Below are 16,154 nucleotides of genomic sequence, written 5' to 3'. Positions count from 1 at the left end.
GGCGACGATGCACGGTCAGTGGGCCGGCGCCAGGTCGGCGAGGCGGCGCAGCACGGCCAGGCGCCCGCGCAGCGGGACGGTGGTCAGCGGATGTCCCGCCAGGCCCCAGCGGGTCAGCAGCCGGTTGGCGGCGTGCCAGCCGGTGGTGGCCGCGCGTTCCATCAGCGCGACGGGCAGGTCGACGCGGACGCCGTCGCCGGCCAGGACCAGCCCCGCCACCGGCCCGTCCACGGTCGGCCGCCGCGTGAACGTGCCGGGCGCGAACAGCGGGCAGTCCCGCCGCCACTCGGTCAGGTCGCCGACGATCGAGGCCTCTCCGGTCTCCGGATAGACCTCGTGCAGGCGGCGCAGGAGACGCGCGGAGGCCGGGCCCCGCGCCCCCGTCACCGCGTACGCGTGCAGTTCGACGACCGACCCGCCGGTGGAGCGGGCCCAGGACGCGGCCTCCTCGTCGTAGCGGTTCAGCACGCTGACGTTGTCCAGCGGCGGGAGGCCGCCCGTGGCCAGGAACGCCGGGCGGTCCGCCGCGACGGGCCGGTCCAGCCACAGGCGGCGCACCAGGTACGGCGGCGCGGTCTCCTGGGCGGCGACGCGACGCCGCCACTCCGGGTCGCCGAGCCCGGGGGACGCGGCGACGAGGTCGCGCAGGCCCGGGACGTCCAGGGCCAGCACGACCGCGTCGGCGGGGCGGCCGCCGTACGAGGTCTGCACGGTGAACCCGCCCGGCCGGGGCCGGACGGCGTCGACCGCGGTGCCGGTGCGCACGTCCGCGCCCAGGTCCGCCAGGTGACGGCCGGCCGCCGCCCACAGGTCCCCCAGCGGACGGCGCGGCACGTCGAACAGCAGGCCCTCGGCCGAGCCGAGGAAGTACAGGTGGAACATGACCGCCAGTTCGGCGGCGGACAGCCGGTCCGGCGGCGCGAAGAAGCTGCGCGAGAACACGTCGAACGCCAGGTGCCGGGCGGCGGCCGGGAAGCGCAGCCGGGTCAGGAACTCGGCGGCGTCCAGGTGGTCGAGCCGCCGGTAGGTGCCGGGAACGGTGACGTTCATGAGCGGGAGGGCCGCGCGGGCGTTCAGGCGCAGCAGGTCCCGCGCCGTGAAGGTGGGGCTGCGCAGGGCGAAGGCGAGGGCGTTCCACGGCGGGACGGCGGGCAGGCCGCGGAACGTGTCGGTGCGCCCCGCCGCGTCGATGAGGGGGTAGTCCGGCAGCGCCCTCAGCCGGTCGAGGTCCGGATCGGTCCGGCGCAGCAGGGCGCGGAGGTTGTAGTACTGCCGGAAGAACGCGTGGAAGCCCCGGCTCATCCCCACCCGGTCGCCGCCGGGCAGCGTCGCGGTCCAGCCGCCCGCCCGCCCGCCGAGATGGTCCTCGCGCTCGTACAGTTCGACGGCGACGCCGCGTTCGGCGAGTGCGGTCGCGGCGGTGAGACCGGCGATCCCGCCGCCGACGACGACGGCGCGGGGCCGCTCGGCGAGCGCGTCGGCGTGCGGGCGCCCGGGCGGCGGCGGGTGACGCACCCGCCTGCGATCCCGGCTCATGTGCTCGTCGATCTCACACGCTCCGCTCTCTCGCGCCGTTCGCTCCCGGGGCCTCCGCGCGGAAGGTGTGGACGATGCCGCGCTGCCAGCCGCCGGCCGTTCGGGTCCGGACGCCGGTGAAGCCCGCGCGGCGGAGCCGGCCGGCGAGCGCCTCCGGGGAGTCGAAGTCCAGCGCGCTGCGCCACAGGTAGCGGTACAGGCCGGCGTCCCCCGTCAGCAGCCGCCCCGCCGGGATGATCACACCCCAGCAGACGGCGTGCCACACGAGCCGCGCGACCGGCCCGTCGCGCAGCGCGTAGTCGTGGACGACGAGGACGCCGCCGGGGCGCAGCAGCGACCGCAGCGCCGCCGGCGCCGCGTCGCGGGCGGGGAGGTTGCGGAGGAGGTAGGCGGCGAAGACGCCGTCGAACGGCCCGCCGAGGTCTTCGGCGGACAGGTCCTGGACGAGGCCCTCGACGAACCGCACGGTGGCGGGCCACGGTTTGGCGCGGGCCCGGGCGAGCATCCCCGCCGACGCGTCGACGCCGACGATCTGGGCGCGTGGGGCCGTGGCGACCAGCGCGGCGGTGGAGGCCCCGGTGCCGCAGCCCGCGTCGAGCAGCCGCGCCCCCGCGCCACCCGCGGGCAGCGCGAACGCCCGGGCGGCGCGACGCAGGTCCGCGTGGTAGCCGGGGTTCGCGCCGACGAGCCGGTCGTACGCCGCCGCGTGCCGGTCGAACGCGGCGGGGACCTCGTCCCGGAGCAGCCGCCCGCCGCTCATCGATCCGCCGTCGCATCCGGCCGCTGCCGCTCCCAGGCGAGGAGAGTGGCGGTGACCAGCGCGAACCCGAACAGGAAGTCCTCGACGGGGATGTCGAACGGGAAGCGCAGCCCGGTGATCCCGCGCGGGTCGTACACGACGACGGGCGACGGCAGCCGTGTCAGCCGGCCGTCGACGACGACCTGGAAGCCGAAGACGATCAGCATGGTCAGCCAGTACGCCGGGCGGCGGAACAGCCCGGTGCGCAGCCACCAGCGTTCGAGGGCGACGACGGCGGCCACCGACAGCAGGGCCGGGACCGTGTACCCCACCCCGGTCATGAGACCTCCTTCGTCGGCCTCATGACCAAGGTGCTGTGCCTCTTGACTCCCTCGCTTCGCTCGGTCATCGACGCCGCTCCGTTCGCGCCCGGACCGGCGCCCGCAGGAGCATGCGCCGTACGGTCTCCAGGGTCAGCACCGAGCAGACGGGCACTACGAGGAAGAACAGGGCCTCCTCCAGCGGCACCGACAGCGGCAATCGGACGCCGACCAGGTAGCGCCGGTCGTACCACCAGACGCCGGCCGCGATCGCGACCGCGTCCCAGGCGAGGAAGACGGCCGCCACGGGCAGCACGGCGCGTGCCAGCCGGGCCGGGCGCCGGTACACCCGGCTGCCGGACAGCTCCAGGGGCAGCGTGACCGCCAGGCAGCCGACCAGGAGAAGCAGATAGCGCAGATGATCCACCTCACCGCCTCCGGGCGGGAGGCGTGTGCACCGCCCGCGTCCACAGGGTGCGGCCGAACGCCGACCCGGCCAGGGCCAGCCGCCGGCCGGTTCCGACGCTGACCCGGCCGGCGAAGACGTTGTGACCGCGGTCCTCGATCCGGTCGAGGATCCGGGAGTACAGCGCGTACGCGGTGGCGATGCAGGGCCGCGACGCCGGGTCCAGCAGGGCGATCCCCGGCCGGGCCAGCCGGTAGATCGCCCGGGTGCGGCCGATCTGGTCCGCCAGCGCCCGCCGCACCCGCGGGTCGACGCGGCCGGTCCGCCGGCACCAGGCGAGCAGGTCACGGTCGACGCCGTAGGCCGCGAGTTCGTCGGCGGGCAGGTACACCCGGCCCCGGTCGAGGTCCTCCCCGACGTCGCGCAGGAAGTTGGTCAGCTGGAACGCCCGCCCGAGGGCCGTGGCGTGCGGCACGGCCTCCGCCGGATCGCCGACCGTGCCGAGCACGGGCAGCATCTGCAGGCCGATGACCTCGGCCGATCCGTACATGTAGTCGCGCAGGGCCGCACGGGTCGGGTAGCCGGTGACGGCGAGGTCCATCCGCATCGAGCGCAGGAACGCGGTGAACAGCGCGCCGGCGATGCCGTACCGGCCCGCGGTGTCCACGACGGCGGCCAGGACCGGGTGGTCGCTGCGGCCGGTCCGCAGGCCCGCGGTGAGGGCGGCGGCGACGTCGTCGAGCAGCGCGGCGACCCGGTCGGGTCCGTGCCCCGGAGCGGGCTCGTCGACCAGGTCGTCGGTGTGCCGGGCGAAGCCGTACAGGGCGTGGACCGCCGGTCGCCGGGACGGCGGGAGCAGCCGCGTCGCCAGGAAGTACGTCCGGCCGTGCCGGGCGTTGAGCGCCCGGCACCGGCGGTACGAGGCCCGCAGGAGCGGATCGGTGATCCCGGCGGCGTCCAGTTCGCGGCGCGCCAGCGCCGCCTCCCGCGCCTCCCGGTGTTCGGCCCGCCCCGTCATCGCGCGCCGTTCGCGGGGACGAGCCGGCCTCCCGGGTCCGCGACGAGTCCGCGCCGCCCCCGTGGAACGCCGGTGATGCGATCGGCCGCGAGCCGTCCGGACATCAGGGCCGACGGGATGCCCACGCCGGGCACGGTGCCGCAGCCGGCCAGCACGGCGTTCTCCGCCGAGCGTGGGACGTTGCCGGGCCGGAACGGCCCGGTCTGCCGGAACGTGTGCGACAGGCTGAAGGGCGTGCCCGCGACCAGGCCCAGCCGGTCCCAGTCGGCCGGGGTGACCAGGTGGAGCGTCTCCACGGTGCTCGGCGCGAAGCCGAGCCGGCCCGCCACGACGTCGAGCATCCGGCGCGCGTACGCGGGACCGGAACTGTCCCAGTCGGCGGGCCGGGCGGTGAGGTTCGGAACGGGGGCGAGGAGCGACAGGAGCTGCCGCCCGGGCGGGGCGAGGGAGCGGTCGGTCGCGGTCGGCCGGGTCAGCAGGAGCGAGGGATCGCGCATCAGCCGGCCGGAGAGCACCAGGTCGTCGAATACACCGTCCCACGCCTGCCCGAACAGGAGATTGTGGTGCAGGGTCCCCGTCCACACGCTGGGCGCGGACAGGTGCAGGACGACCGCCGAGGGCGCCGACCGCAACGCCCAGACGCGGCGCGGGGAGCAGCCCAGCAGGCGGTACGCCACCGCGAGCTCACAGCTGATCACGACCGCGTCGCATTCGATCCGGTCCCCTTCCTCGGTGCGGACCGCGACGACGCGGCGGCCCCGGCGCTCCAGGGACGCGACGGTCGTGGCGTAGCGGAAGGTGACGCCGGCGTCCGCGGCCGCGCCCGCCAGGGCGTCCGGCAGCGCGCGCATCCCGCCGTACGGGAAGTAGACCCCGCCGATCGTGTCCATGTAGGCGATCACGGCGTAGAGCGCGAGCGCGTTGCGGGGCGCGACACCGGCGTACAGCGCCTGGAAGGTGAAGACGCGCTGCAGCCGCTCGTCGTGGACGAACCGGCGGACCGCGCGCTCCCAGGGGCCGAACCCGCCCAGGAGCGTCAACTGCGCCAGCTTCGGCCCCAGCAACCCGAGCGGCGAGTCGACATTGGCGCCGATGAACCGCTCGAACTCCACCTCGTACAGCCGGAGCAGCCAGCGCCGGAGCCGCCGGTAGCCGGCCGCCTCCTTCGGCCCCGCGAAGACGCGGATCTCCTCGGCCATCGCCTCCGCGTCGGGGCGGACGTCGAGGACGCTCCCGTCGACGAAGTGGGCCCGATAGGCGGGGTCCAGCCGGATCATCCGCAGTCGGTCCTCCATCGACGCGCCGACCGCCGCGAAGGTGTCCTCGACGACGCCGGGCATGGTCAGCACCGTCGGGCCGGTGTCCAGGAGGTGGCCCGCGACGTCGCGGCGGCCGGCCCGGCCGCCGGGCACCGCGTGACGTTCGACGACGGTCACCTCACGGCCGCGTCCCGCCAGGTGCAGCGCGGCGGACAGACCTGCGAGCCCGGCACCGATCACTACGATCCGGTCGGTGCTCCCCGCGACGGTGCGCATGCCCCTCGGGTACCCGCGCAGCCGCCTCCCAAGCACCTCCAGCCTCCCATCACCGCAGGTCAGGCCGGTAATGCGGGGATTGACGCGGAAAGTCCCCGCGCACCGCGCCGCCCGGATCCCGGCCGGCGAGGGCCGGCCTCAGCCGCCCCCGACGAGAGCCGGCCTCAGCCGGTCTTGGCGAGGGCCTGTTCGAGGTCCGCCCACAGGTCGTCGGGGTGCTCGACGCCGACGGCGACCCGGATCGTGCCGGCGCCGAAGCCGGCCGCCCGCAGCTGCTCGTCGCCGAGCATCCGGTGGGAGGTGCTCGCCGGGTGCAGGACGTAGGTCTTCACCCCGCCGAACGACGGCGTGAGGGCCGCCAGGCGTACCGCTCCGGCGAAGGCCGCGCCGGCCTCGCGTCCCCCGGTCAGGTCGAAGGCCAGCACGCCGCCCTGGCCGTCGGGCATCAGCCGGACCGCGACCTCGTGGTCCGGGTGGTCCGGCAGGCCCGGGTAGCGGACGGACGCCACCGCGGGATGGCCCGCCAGCCGGGTCGCCAGGTCGAGGGCGTTGTCGCAGTGCCGCCGCATCCGCAGGGCCAGGGTCTGCATTCCCCGTACGGTGAGCCAGGACGCGAACGGGTCGGCGGAGGCGCCGAGCTCGGCCGCGTAGTGCCAGACCTTGCGGTGCAGTTCCTCGGTGGCGAACACCGCGACGCCGCCGAGCACGTCCGAGTGGCCGCCGAGGTACTTGGTGGCCGAGTGGACCACGACGTCCGCGCCGTAGGAGATCGGGCGGCACAGGATCGGGCTCGCGAAGGTGTTGTCGACCACGCTGAGCACCCCGGCCTCCTTCGCCACGGCGATCAGCGCGGGCAGGTCGACGACCTGGGTGGTCGGGTTGGCGATCGTCTCCAGGTAGAGCACGCGGGTGTTCGGGCGCAGCGCGGCGCGGACCTCCTCGGGGTCGGTGCCGGAGACGTACGTCACCTCGACGCCCCATCGCCCGGCGAGGTCGTCGAGCATCCCGATCGTGGCGCCGTAGAGGCAGCCCTGGGCGACGACGTGATCGCCGGAGCTCAGCACCGCGAGCAGCACCGCATTGATGGCGCCCATCCCGGAGGCCGCGGCGAGCCCCGCGACCCCGCCCTCGAGGTCGGCCACCGCCTCCTCCAGCACCCGGACGGTCGGGTTGCCGAGCCGGCTGTAGAAGAACGCGCCGTCGGGACCTCCGAACGCCTCGGCCATCACGTCGGCGTCGTCGAAGGCGAACAGGTGCCCCTGGTAGATCGGCACCCCGACCGGGCGGCTGCCGGTCACCTCGACGACGGGCGGGTGGACGGTCCGGGTCTCGGCGTGCGGTTTGTCCTGCGGTGAGGTCATGCGTCCCATCTTCGGCCCCGAACCGCCCGATGGCCAAAACGTCGCTCCGCAGGTTATTTGTCGTCTGTGGACGACAAATATGCTGGGCCTGTTTCCCGACCGAGGACGTCCATGGACATCGCGCAGCAGCCTCTGCCCGCCTACTACCGCCTGAAGCGGCGCCTTCTCGCCGACATCGAGAGCGGTCACTACGGCACGGACGGCAGGCTGCCCACCGAGCACGCCCTGTGCGCGGAGTACGGCCTGAGCCGTACACCGGTGGCGCGGGCGCTGTCGGAGCTGGCGGCCGAGGGGGTCGTCGTGCGGCACCGGCGCCGTGGCACGTTCGTGAACCCGGAGTGGATGCGCGCGCTGCGCGCGGCCCCGGAGGTGTCGGTGATGACCTGCGACCAGGCGTGGGAGGACCAGCTGCGGGAGGCGGCCGGCAACGACCTGCGGCTGTCGATCACGTCGGCGCCGCTGAGCGAGTTGCGGACGATGTTCCGCCGGGCGATCGCCGAGGGACGGGGCCCGGACCTGGCGCTGGTCGACTCCGTCTGGGTGGCGGAGTTCGCCGAGTCCCACATGCTCACGCCGATCGGCGAGCTGGACCCCGAGTGGGTCGCGGCCGAGCACGACGCCGACTTCCTGCCGCCGTTCGCCGACGCGTACCGCCTGGCCGGCGACGGCATCGTGGCCGTCCAGGCCCAGGCGGACGTCACCGGCCTGTGGTACCGCCGGAAGGCCCTGGACGCCGTGGGCGCCGCCCCGCCCGGCACCTGGCGTGAGCTGCGCGCCCTGGGCCGTGCGCTCGCGGGCGGCCTCCCCCGCGACCGGCACGCCCTGGTGATGCCCGGCGGCCCGGCCGCGACGGAGACGGCGACGTACGCGCTGGTCGGCCTGCTGGCCGCGAACGGCGCGACGATCTTCACCGCCGACGCGGTGACGCTCGACTCCCCCGCCGCCGTGGAGACGCTGCGGTTCCTGCGCCGGCTCGTCGACGACGGGGTCCTGCCGGCCGAGGTGGTGACCTACGACCGGCACCGGGCGGCCCGGCTGCTGGCGGCCGGGCGCGCGGACCTGTTCGTCGGCGCGAGCTACCACGCCGAGCTGATCGCCGCCGAGACCGGCACCGCGCTGCCCGAGGTGGGCGAGCGGTTCGGGTTCGTCCCGCTGCCCGCGGGCCCGCACGGGCCGCCGGCGATCCTGTGCGGCGGGATGGTCTACTGCATCCCCCGCCAGGCCCGGAACCCTCAGCTGGCGATGCGGCTGCTGCGCGCGGCGACGGCTCCGAAGCGCCTGGCGGACCTGTGCGCGGAGACCGGCCAGCTCCCGCCACGCCGCAGCGTGCTCGACGCCATGGCGCCGGTCTCGCCGTTCCACGCCCAGACGGCGGCGCTGCTGGAGCAGGCGGTCGTACGGCCGTCGGCGCCGGTGTACGCCCTGGTCTCCGCGCAGCTCCAGACGCTGCTGGAAGGCGTGCTGACCCGGCGGTGGAGCCCGGCGGCGGGCGTCGCCCTGGCCGCCGACCGGATCAGCGCGATCACCGGCCTCCCCGTCGTCCGCGCCTGACCGCCGATCCACACGCGCCCGACCGGCCGACGTAACGCGTTCGTAACCCATTCGCCCGCCCCTCTTGACGTGGAACGCTCCAGCTTTCACATTTGCCACAGCACAGTGGCAAATCCCTCTGGAGGGAGCGCACATGCGGCGGAAGTCAGCCCTCGTGATGACGGCGGTCATGGTCGCGGCGACGGCGAGCGCCTGCGGCGGCGGGTCCTCGGACAGCAAAACGATCAAGGTCGCGTACCAGAAGTTCGGCAACTTCATCGGCGCCGACGAGCTGTTCAAGAAGATCAAGCCCGTCTTCGAACAGCAGAATCCCGGCCTCAAGCTCAAGCTCATCCCGATCGAGGCGGATGAGAACTCCTACTACACCAAGCTCAACCTCATGCGGCGGTCCCCCAAGACCGCCCCGGACGTCGCCTACGAGGACACCTTCTTCGTGAACTCCGACGCCGAGGCGCGCTTCCTGAGGCCGCTCGACGACGACCTGAAGTCCTGGCCGGACTGGTCGCAGTTCGTCGACGCCGCCAAGGCCGCGGGCCGGGCGGCGGACGGCCACACGTACGGCATCCCCATGGGCACCGACACCCGCGGCCTCTGGTACAACAAGCAGATCTTCGCCAAGGCCGGGCTCCCGGCGAACTGGCAGCCGAAGACCTGGAACGACATCCTCGCCGCCGCCCGGCAGATCAAGGCCAGGGTCCCCGGCGTGATCCCGCTCAACGTCTACGCGGGCAAGGGCGTCGGCGAGGCGTCCTCCATGCAGGGCTTCGAGATGCTGCTGTACGGCACCGGCGACAGGCTGTACGACGACCAGACCAAGAAGTGGGTCGTGCCGAGCAGGGGCATGGGCGCCGCCTTCGACTTCCTCAAGACGGTCTTCTCCTCCGGGCTCGGCCCCACGCAGCAGCAGGCGCTCGACCCGCACTGGAGCGACAACGTCGGCGGGCAGGAGCTGCCGAAGGGCAAGCTCGCCATCGCCCTCGACGGCTCGTGGCTGCCGCAGGCGTGGATCCCCGGCGGAGCGAACGCCTGGCCGCAGTGGTCCAGCGTCCTCGGCACCGCGGCCATGCCCACCCAGAACGGCCAGGCGCCCGGCAAGGTGTCGTTGTCCGGCGGCTGGCTGCTGTCGGTCGGCGCCCGCACCAAGAACCCCTCGGCCGCCTGGAAGCTCGTGCAGCTCGCCATGAACAAGGAGAACTCCCTCTTCTTCTACATCAAGGCGACGCAGGTGTCGGTGCGCAATGACGTCGCCGCGGACCCGAAGTACCTCGAGGGCAACCCGACCCAGCGGTTCTGGACCGACCTGGTGTCCGTCACGCAGTACCGGCCCGCGTACAGCGTCTACCCGCAGATCTCCAACCAGCTGCAGGCCGCCAGCGAGGCCGTCGTGACCGGCCAGTCCTCGCCCCAGTCCGCGATGAACGACTTCGCCGGCCAGGTCAAGCAGATCGCCGGGCCGGACAAGGTGGAGGCGAAGTCCTGATGCGCCGTACGCGCTCCCGCACCGAGGGGACGCCCTGATGGTCGCCGTGGACCTGCCCGAGCGCGCCGTCACCCGCCGCCCGCCCGCCCGGCGCGGGCGGCGGGCCGCCGGGCGGGTGCTGCCGCTGGTGCCCGCCTTCGGCCTGCTCGCGCTGTTCTTCGTCGGGCCGATCCTGTGGTGCGTCTACGCGTCGTTCACCGACATCGCGCTGACCGGCGCCGGCGCCAGCAGCCCGCACCTGGTCGGGCTGCGCAACTACCGGGAGATGTTCGCCGATCCGGCGTTCGCCAAGTCCCTGTGGCTCACGGTCGTCTTCGTCCTCGGCTCGGCCGTCATCGGGCAGAACATCGGCGGCCTCGCACTCGCCCTGCTCATGAACGGCCGGCACCGGATCGTCCGCGCCGTGGTGGGCGGCATCGTGGTGGGCGCGTGGGTGCTGCCGGAGCTGGTCGCGGGGTTCATGTGGTACGCGTTCCTGTCCGACCACGGCACGTTCAACGCCATCCTGCGCGCGGTCGGCCTGCACGGGGGGAGCTGGCTGTTCAGCGATCCCCTGGCGGCGGTGACGATCGCGAACGTGTGGCGCGGCACGGCGTTCTCGATGCTCGTCTACTCGGCCGCGCTGTCGAACGTGCCGGACGAGCTGATCGAGGCCGCCGCGGTGGACGGCGCGTCCGGCTGGGCGCGGCTGCGGCACATCACACTGCCGCTGATCCGGCGGTCCATGCTGACCAACCTGATGACGATCACGCTGCAGACGCTCGCGGTGTTCACGCTGATCTTCGTCATGACGGGCGGCGGACCCGGGACCAAGAGCCAGACCTTGCCGATCTTCATGTACCAGCAGGCCTTCAAGTTCTACCACCTGGGCTACGGCGCCGCGCTGGCGATCGTGCTGCTGGCCGTGGGCGCCGTGTTCTCGCTGGTGTACCTGCGGGCCATGCGGAAGGAGGTGTGAGGTGGCGCTCGCCTCTCCCACCGCACCCCGGCGGCGTACGGCCGCGGTCGCCGCCTACGTCGTGCTGGCCATCGTGGCGCTGGCGTTCCTCGCGCCGTTCGGCTGGCTGTTCCTGGCCTCGATCTCCACCACTCCGACGACGGACACGTCCATCCCCGACGCGCCGACGCTGCGCAACTTCGTCGACGTCCTCACCGGGGACAACCTGCACTCGCTGGCCAACAGCCTCGTGCTGTCGCTGGGCTCGGCCGTGCTCACCCTGCTGCTCGCCGCGCCGGCCGCGTACCCGCTGTCGCGCTACGGCCGCAGGTTCGGCCGGCCGATCCTGCTGGGCCTGCTGTTCGCGACCGGGCTGCCGGTCACGGCGATCATGGTCCCGGTGTACGGGCTGTTCGTCCAGCTCGACCTGCTCGACTCGATTCCCGCCACCGTCCTGTTCCTCACCGCCACCGGTTTGCCGATGGCGATCTGGATGATGAAGAACTTCATGGACGAGGTGCCGATCTCCCTGGAGGAGGCGGCCTGGGTGGACGGGGCGAACGGCCTGCGGGCCCTGGTGCGGATCGTGTTGCCGCTCATGGTCCCGGGCACGACCGTGGTGTTCACGTTCACCTTCACGCTGACCTGGGGGAACTTCTTCGTCCCGTTCATCCTGCTGATCGATCCGGGCAAGCAGCCCGCCTCGGTCGCCATCTACCAGTACTTCGGTCTCAACGGCATGGCCTCGTACGGCCTGCTGGCCGCGTTCTCGATCCTGTACTCACTGCCCGTCGTCCTGCTCTACACCGTCGCCCAGCGCACCCTGGGCAACGCGTTCGCGATGCAGGGCGCCGTCAAGGGCTGAGCCGGAGGAAAGCCTTCATGCGCATCGCCGCCATCGAGCCGACCGACCTGTTCGCCGGCTCGACGTCGCATCCCCGCCAGATCGTCCGTGTGACGCTGACCGGGGCCGACTCCCCCCTGACCGAGATCCGGGTCTCGCTCACCGGCCCGGCCGTGAGCACCCCCGAGCCCACCGTCGTCACCCGCCTGGACCCCGGCGAGACCGTGGTCGCCGAGGTCGGCGTACGCCTCGCCGAGCCCGTCACCGAGGGCGCCGTCCGCCGCGTCACCGCCGTCGCCGAGACCTCGGGCCCGGACCGCGCGACGCTCGACGGCGAGATCGTCGCCGCCGTCACCGGCTGGACCATGTGGATGGTCTCCCACTTCCACTACGACCCGGTCTGGTGGAACACCCAGGCCGGGTTCACCGAGACCTGGTACGACCTGCCCGCCGCCGAGGAACGCCGGCCGACGTTCGTCAGGACCGCGCTGGACCTGGTCCGCGCCCACCTGGACGCGGCCCGGCGCGACGAGGACTACAAGTTCGTGCTGGCCGAGGTCGACTACCTCAAGCCGTACTGGGACGTGTACCCGGAGGACCGCGCGGACCTGCGGAGGTTCCTGGCCGAGGACCGGATCGAGATCGTCGGCGGCAACTACAACGAGCCGAACACCAACCTCACCCACCCCGAATCCACCATCCGCAACGCCGTGTACGGCATCGGTCACCAGCGCGACGTCGTCGGCGGCGACCCGCGCTCGGCGTGGATGCTCGACGTGTTCGGGCACGACCCGGCCTATCCGGGGCTGATGGCCGACGCCGGGCTCACCTCCACCGCCTGGGCGCGCGGCCCGTTCCACATGTGGGGCCCGAACCGCCACGTCGGCGACAACGAGCGCATGCAGTTCCCCGCCGAGTTCGAGTGGATCTCCCCGAGCGGCCGGGGCCTGCTGACCGCGTACATGGCCAACCACTACAGCGCCGGCTGGGTCATGGAGGAGCAGGCCCGCACGCTGGAGGAGGCCACGGACCTGGCGTACACGCAGTTCGGCGAGCTGCGCCCGGTCGCGGCCACCCGCAACGTCCTGCTGCCGGTCGGCGGCGACCACGTGATCCCCTCCCGGTGGAGCACCGAGGTGCACCGGGACTGGAACAAGCGTTACGTCTGGCCGCGCTTCGTCGTCGGACTGCCCAAGGAGTTCTTCGCCGCCGTCCGCGCGGAGCTCGGCGAACGCCGCGCCGTGCCGGTGCCGCAGACCCGCGACATGAACCCGGTCTACACCGGCAAGGACGTCTCCTACATCGACACCAAGCAGGCGCAGCGGGCCGCCGAGGTCGCGGTCCTCGACGCCGAACGCCTCGCCACGCTCGCCGCGCTCACCGGCGCGACCTACCCGGCCGAGGCCGTGGACAAGGCCTGGCGGCTGCTCGCGTACGGCGCCCACCACGACGCGATCACCGGCAGCGAGTCCGACCAGGTGTACGTCGACCTGCTCGGCGGCTGGCGCGAAGCGTACGAACTGGGCGACACCGTCCGCGCCGCCGCCCTCGACCACCTCGCCGCGCGGGCCGACACGACGGGCCCGGGCCGCCCGGTGATCGTGGCGAACACCCTGTCCTGGGCCCGCGACGGCATCACGACCGTGCGGCTGACCTTCGACGAGCCGCGCCCCGGGCTGCGCCTCGTCGACGACGCGGGCGAGCCGGTCCCCTGTCTCGCCGAGGGCGTACGGACCGCGGAGGGCGGCGGCGTCGAGGAGGTCACGCTGACCTTCCTCGCCCGCGCGGTGCCCTCGCTCGGCTACCGGATCTACCACGTCGTCGACGCCGGCGACCTGCCCGCGGGCTGGGCGCCGGCCGAGGGCGCCGAGGCGCGGAACGCCGCGTTCGCGGTGACCGCCGACCCGGAACGGGGCGGCGCCCTGACCTCGATCCGCGATCTGCGGACGGGCGACGAGCTGATCCGGCCGGGCGGGCTGGGCGGCGAGCTCTACCTTCAGGAGGAGCACCCGACCCACCCGACCTGGGGCGAGGGCCCCTGGCACCTGCTGCCGGCGGGTCCCGGCCACGGCACCGGCGCGCGTCCCGCGTCCGTACGGGTCGAGGAGTGCCCGATCGGCCGCCGGATCGTCACCGAGACGACCCTGGACGGGTTGACGATCACCGGTGAGGTCCTGCTGTGGGACGGCGTCGACCGGGTCGACTTCCGCACCCACGTCGGCGGCTCGATCGGCCGGGACCACCTGCTGCGCGTGGGCTTCGACCTGGACGTCCCCGGCGGCCGCCCCGTCGCCGAGGTGGGCTTCGCCGCGATCGGCCGGCCGTTCGGCTTCCCGGACGCCGACACCGCCGAGAGCCTGTGGACGCTGGACAACCCGGCGCACACCTGGACCGCGCTCAGCGCGACCGTGCGGATCGCGCTGACCGGCGACGACGGTTCCCGGGAGGAGCACGCGGTCGGCGTCGCCGAGGTGATCGGCACCGACGAGGGCGCGCCCGCGCGTACGGTCCTGGCCGCGCTGGCCGCGCAGGGCGTGACCGCGACGTTCGGCCGCCCGGACGGCCCACGGTACGGCGCGCTCGACGTCGACTCGAACCTCCCCGACGCGCGGATCGTCCTCGGTGGCCCGGACGAGAACGCCTTCGCCGCCGAGGTCCTCTCCGCCGCGGACCCGGCGTACGCGGCGGCACTGGCCGAGCACGGCCGGGTGTTCGTGCCCGCCGCCCGCCCCCTCGCCGAGGTGTGGGTCCCGGACACCGACGTGCGCGGGGCACGCGACCTGCCCGTGCTGATCGTCGCCGGCGACGTCGCGGACCTGTGCGACGACCTCGGCGACGCGACCATCGACGTACGGCGCCCCGCCGGAACGGCCGGGAGCGACGCGCCGTACGCCGGCCGGTCGGTCGCGCTGCTGAACGCCGGCCTGCCCGGCACGGTCACCACGCCGGACGGCCGGGTGTACCTCAACCTGATGCGCGCCTGCAGCACCTGGCCGAGCGGCGTGTGGATCGACGGCCCGCTGCGCACGGCCCCCGACGGGTCCAGCCTGTCCTGGCAGCACTGGAACCACACCTTCGCCTACTCCCTGACCGCGGGAGCGGGCGACTGGCGGGCCGCCGGGTTCGTCCGCGCCGGGCAGGAGTACAACCACGCCGTCCTGACCCGGCCCGCCACCGCCCATCCCGGCGCGCCCGCTCCCCGCGACGGCCTGGTGACGGTCGAGCCGGACAACGTCCTGCTGTCCGCGCTCAAACCGGCCGGCAACCCCCTCGCCGCCGCCCGCCCGGACCACGCCGGCCCCGCCGACGGCGTCACGGTCCGCGTCTACGAGTCGGCCGGCCGCCCGGTCACGGCCCGGATCGGCCTCTTCACCGGCATCACGGACGCCCACCGCACCGACCTGCTGGAGTCCGGCGAAGAGACAGCGCCGGTGAGCGGCGCGGCGCCGGTGGACAGGGCGACGCCCTTGGATGCGACGGGGCCCGTGGGCGGGGTGGCCGAGATTCCGCTGGGCGCCGCCGACGTCGCCACGGCCCGCCTGCGCCCGGCGTCCGGCGCCGGCGGGCCGGCGCCGCTGGGCCCGGACACCGAACCGGTCCAGCCGGTGTTCGGCCGCTACTGGCTGCACAACAAGGGCCCCGCCCCCTTGGGCAACCTCCCCACGGCCGTGCACCTGTCCCCTCAGCGGATCGCCCTCACCGGTCCCGAGCGGATCCGCCTCACCGTGGCCGCCTCGGGCCGGGAGGCGACGGGACACGTCGAACTCGACGTGCCGGAGGGGCTCACCGTCACCGGCCCGGCACCGGACTACCGGCTCGCGCCCGGCGAGTTCGCCGAGTACGAGCTGACCGTCGACGCGCCGGGAGCCGCCGCGGGCACCTACTTCGTGGCCGCCCGCATCCACGACGACCTGGGCCAGATCATCGAGGACGTCGTCACGGTCCAGGTGGGCGCCGCTCCAGCCGGGGACCCGCTGCACGTGGAGCTTTCGTCCCCGCCCCGGCTCCGGCCGGGCGACGACGGCGAGATCACCGTGCGGCTGCGCAGCTCCGCCGCCGCTCCGATCCGCGGCGAGGCCCAGCTGATCAGCCCGTACGGCACGTGGGGCCCGGCGTCCGACGTCCTGATCACTCCGTGGACGGCGGGCTTCGAGGTCGCGCCGGGCGCCGAGACGGTGGTCCCGTTCCGCCTCCACGCGGCCCGGACGGCGAGACCGGGAGCCTGGTGGGCATTGGTCCGCGTGACGTACTTCGGCCGCCTCACCTACACGGAAACGGTCGCGGTGGAGGTCACCGGCTGATCTGCGCCGAGGGTTCTCGTGGTCCTCACCACGAGAACCCTCGGCGCTCACGCGCGACGCGGCCGCCTCCCGCAGCCGTCGTCCGGGACGGCCGGATCCGGCCGGGTGCAAACCAGGGCGAGGGCG

12 protein-coding genes are annotated in these 16,154 nt (G+C 73.9%); 5 read left to right on the top strand and 7 right to left on the bottom strand.

The features are described from left to right. Positions 1 to 15: 15 nt before the first annotated feature. The 7 genes from NE234_RS12465 to NE234_RS12435 all read right to left on the bottom strand — a co-directional run bounded on the left by NE234_RS12465 (position 16) and on the right by NE234_RS12435 (position 6,915). On the bottom strand, positions 16 to 1,536 hold the full coding sequence (locus tag NE234_RS12465) for an FAD-dependent oxidoreductase (protein ID WP_252779109.1): 1,521 nt from the start codon (positions 1,534 to 1,536) through the stop codon (positions 16 to 18). Positions 1,537 to 1,549: 13 nt separating this feature from the next. Continuing rightward, a complete protein-coding gene (locus tag NE234_RS12460) occupies positions 1,550 to 2,296 on the bottom strand; it encodes a class I SAM-dependent methyltransferase (protein ID WP_252779108.1) in 747 nt (248 codons plus the stop codon). After that, entirely contained in the window at positions 2,293 to 2,616 is a 324-nt protein-coding gene (locus tag NE234_RS12455; protein ID WP_252779107.1) for a lycopene cyclase domain-containing protein, read from the bottom strand. Before NE234_RS12455 ends, NE234_RS12460 begins: the two co-directional genes overlap by 4 nt. 64 nt (positions 2,617 to 2,680) lie before the next feature. Further along, the gene (locus NE234_RS12450; protein ID WP_252779106.1) at positions 2,681 to 3,022 is read right to left on the bottom strand and encodes a lycopene cyclase domain-containing protein; all 342 of its coding nucleotides are present in this window, start codon (positions 3,020 to 3,022) and stop codon (positions 2,681 to 2,683) included. Position 3,023: 1 nt separating this feature from the next. Beyond that, positions 3,024 to 4,019 (bottom strand): phytoene/squalene synthase family protein, encoded by a 996-nt coding sequence (locus NE234_RS12445; RefSeq protein ID WP_252779105.1) that lies wholly within the window; start codon positions 4,017 to 4,019, stop codon positions 3,024 to 3,026. Beyond that, on the bottom strand, positions 4,016 to 5,554 hold the full coding sequence (crtI, locus tag NE234_RS12440; RefSeq protein WP_252779104.1) for a phytoene desaturase family protein: 1,539 nt from the start codon (positions 5,552 to 5,554) through the stop codon (positions 4,016 to 4,018). The genes NE234_RS12445 and crtI overlap by 4 nt, the downstream gene beginning before the upstream one ends. 164 nt (positions 5,555 to 5,718) lie before the next feature. After that, the gene (locus NE234_RS12435) at positions 5,719 to 6,915 is read right to left on the bottom strand and encodes a trans-sulfuration enzyme family protein (RefSeq protein WP_252779103.1); all 1,197 of its coding nucleotides are present in this window, start codon (positions 6,913 to 6,915) and stop codon (positions 5,719 to 5,721) included. 111 nt (positions 6,916 to 7,026) lie between these two features. On the opposite strand from NE234_RS12435, the gene NE234_RS12430 reads away from it, so the two are divergent. The 5 genes from NE234_RS12430 (at position 7,027) to NE234_RS12410 (ending at position 16,028) form a co-directional block, all read left to right on the top strand. Further along, on the top strand, positions 7,027 to 8,466 hold the full coding sequence (locus NE234_RS12430; RefSeq protein ID WP_252779102.1) for an extracellular solute-binding protein: 1,440 nt from the start codon (positions 7,027 to 7,029) through the stop codon (positions 8,464 to 8,466). 133 nt (positions 8,467 to 8,599) lie between these two features. Next, entirely contained in the window at positions 8,600 to 9,946 is a 1,347-nt protein-coding gene (locus NE234_RS12425) for an extracellular solute-binding protein (protein WP_252779101.1), read from the top strand. A 37-nt stretch (positions 9,947 to 9,983) separates the two neighbouring features. Then, a complete protein-coding gene (locus NE234_RS12420) occupies positions 9,984 to 10,904 on the top strand; it encodes a carbohydrate ABC transporter permease (protein WP_252779100.1) in 921 nt (306 codons plus the stop codon). 1 nt (position 10,905) lies between these two features. Next, positions 10,906 to 11,748 (top strand): carbohydrate ABC transporter permease, encoded by an 843-nt coding sequence (locus tag NE234_RS12415; protein ID WP_252779099.1) that lies wholly within the window; start codon positions 10,906 to 10,908, stop codon positions 11,746 to 11,748. A gap of 17 nt (positions 11,749 to 11,765) precedes the next feature. Beyond that, positions 11,766 to 16,028, top strand: coding sequence for a glycoside hydrolase family 38 N-terminal domain-containing protein (locus NE234_RS12410; RefSeq protein ID WP_252779098.1), 4,263 nt, complete (start codon positions 11,766 to 11,768; stop codon positions 16,026 to 16,028). Positions 16,029 to 16,154: the final 126 nt, after the last annotated feature.

This window comes from Actinoallomurus rhizosphaericola (assembly GCF_024055675.1).
Lineage (GTDB): Bacteria > Actinomycetota > Actinomycetes > Streptosporangiales > Streptosporangiaceae > Actinoallomurus > Actinoallomurus soli.
Note: the sequence above shows the minus strand (reverse complement) of the source record. Positions and strands in the feature narration are given on the sequence as shown.

Excerpts from the sequence above, each read along its gene's own strand:
- NE234_RS12465 (WP_252779109.1), bottom strand. The coding sequence starts at position 1,536 with ATGAGCCGGGATCGCAGGCGGGTGCGTCACCCGCCGCCGCCCGGGCGC.
- NE234_RS12460 (WP_252779108.1), bottom strand. The coding sequence starts at position 2,296 with ATGAGCGGCGGGCGGCTGCTCCGGGACGAGGTCCCCGCCGCGTTCGAC.
- NE234_RS12455 (WP_252779107.1), bottom strand. The coding sequence starts at position 2,616 with ATGACCGGGGTGGGGTACACGGTCCCGGCCCTGCTGTCGGTGGCCGCC.
- NE234_RS12445 (WP_252779105.1), bottom strand. The coding sequence starts at position 4,019 with ATGACGGGGCGGGCCGAACACCGGGAGGCGCGGGAGGCGGCGCTGGCG.
- crtI (WP_252779104.1), bottom strand. The coding sequence starts at position 5,554 with ATGCGCACCGTCGCGGGGAGCACCGACCGGATCGTAGTGATCGGTGCC.
- NE234_RS12435 (WP_252779103.1), bottom strand. The coding sequence starts at position 6,915 with ATGACCTCACCGCAGGACAAACCGCACGCCGAGACCCGGACCGTCCAC.
- NE234_RS12430 (WP_252779102.1), top strand. The coding sequence starts at position 7,027 with ATGGACATCGCGCAGCAGCCTCTGCCCGCCTACTACCGCCTGAAGCGG.
- NE234_RS12425 (WP_252779101.1), top strand. The coding sequence starts at position 8,600 with ATGCGGCGGAAGTCAGCCCTCGTGATGACGGCGGTCATGGTCGCGGCG.
- NE234_RS12420 (WP_252779100.1), top strand. The coding sequence starts at position 9,984 with ATGGTCGCCGTGGACCTGCCCGAGCGCGCCGTCACCCGCCGCCCGCCC.
- NE234_RS12410 (WP_252779098.1), top strand. The coding sequence starts at position 11,766 with ATGCGCATCGCCGCCATCGAGCCGACCGACCTGTTCGCCGGCTCGACG.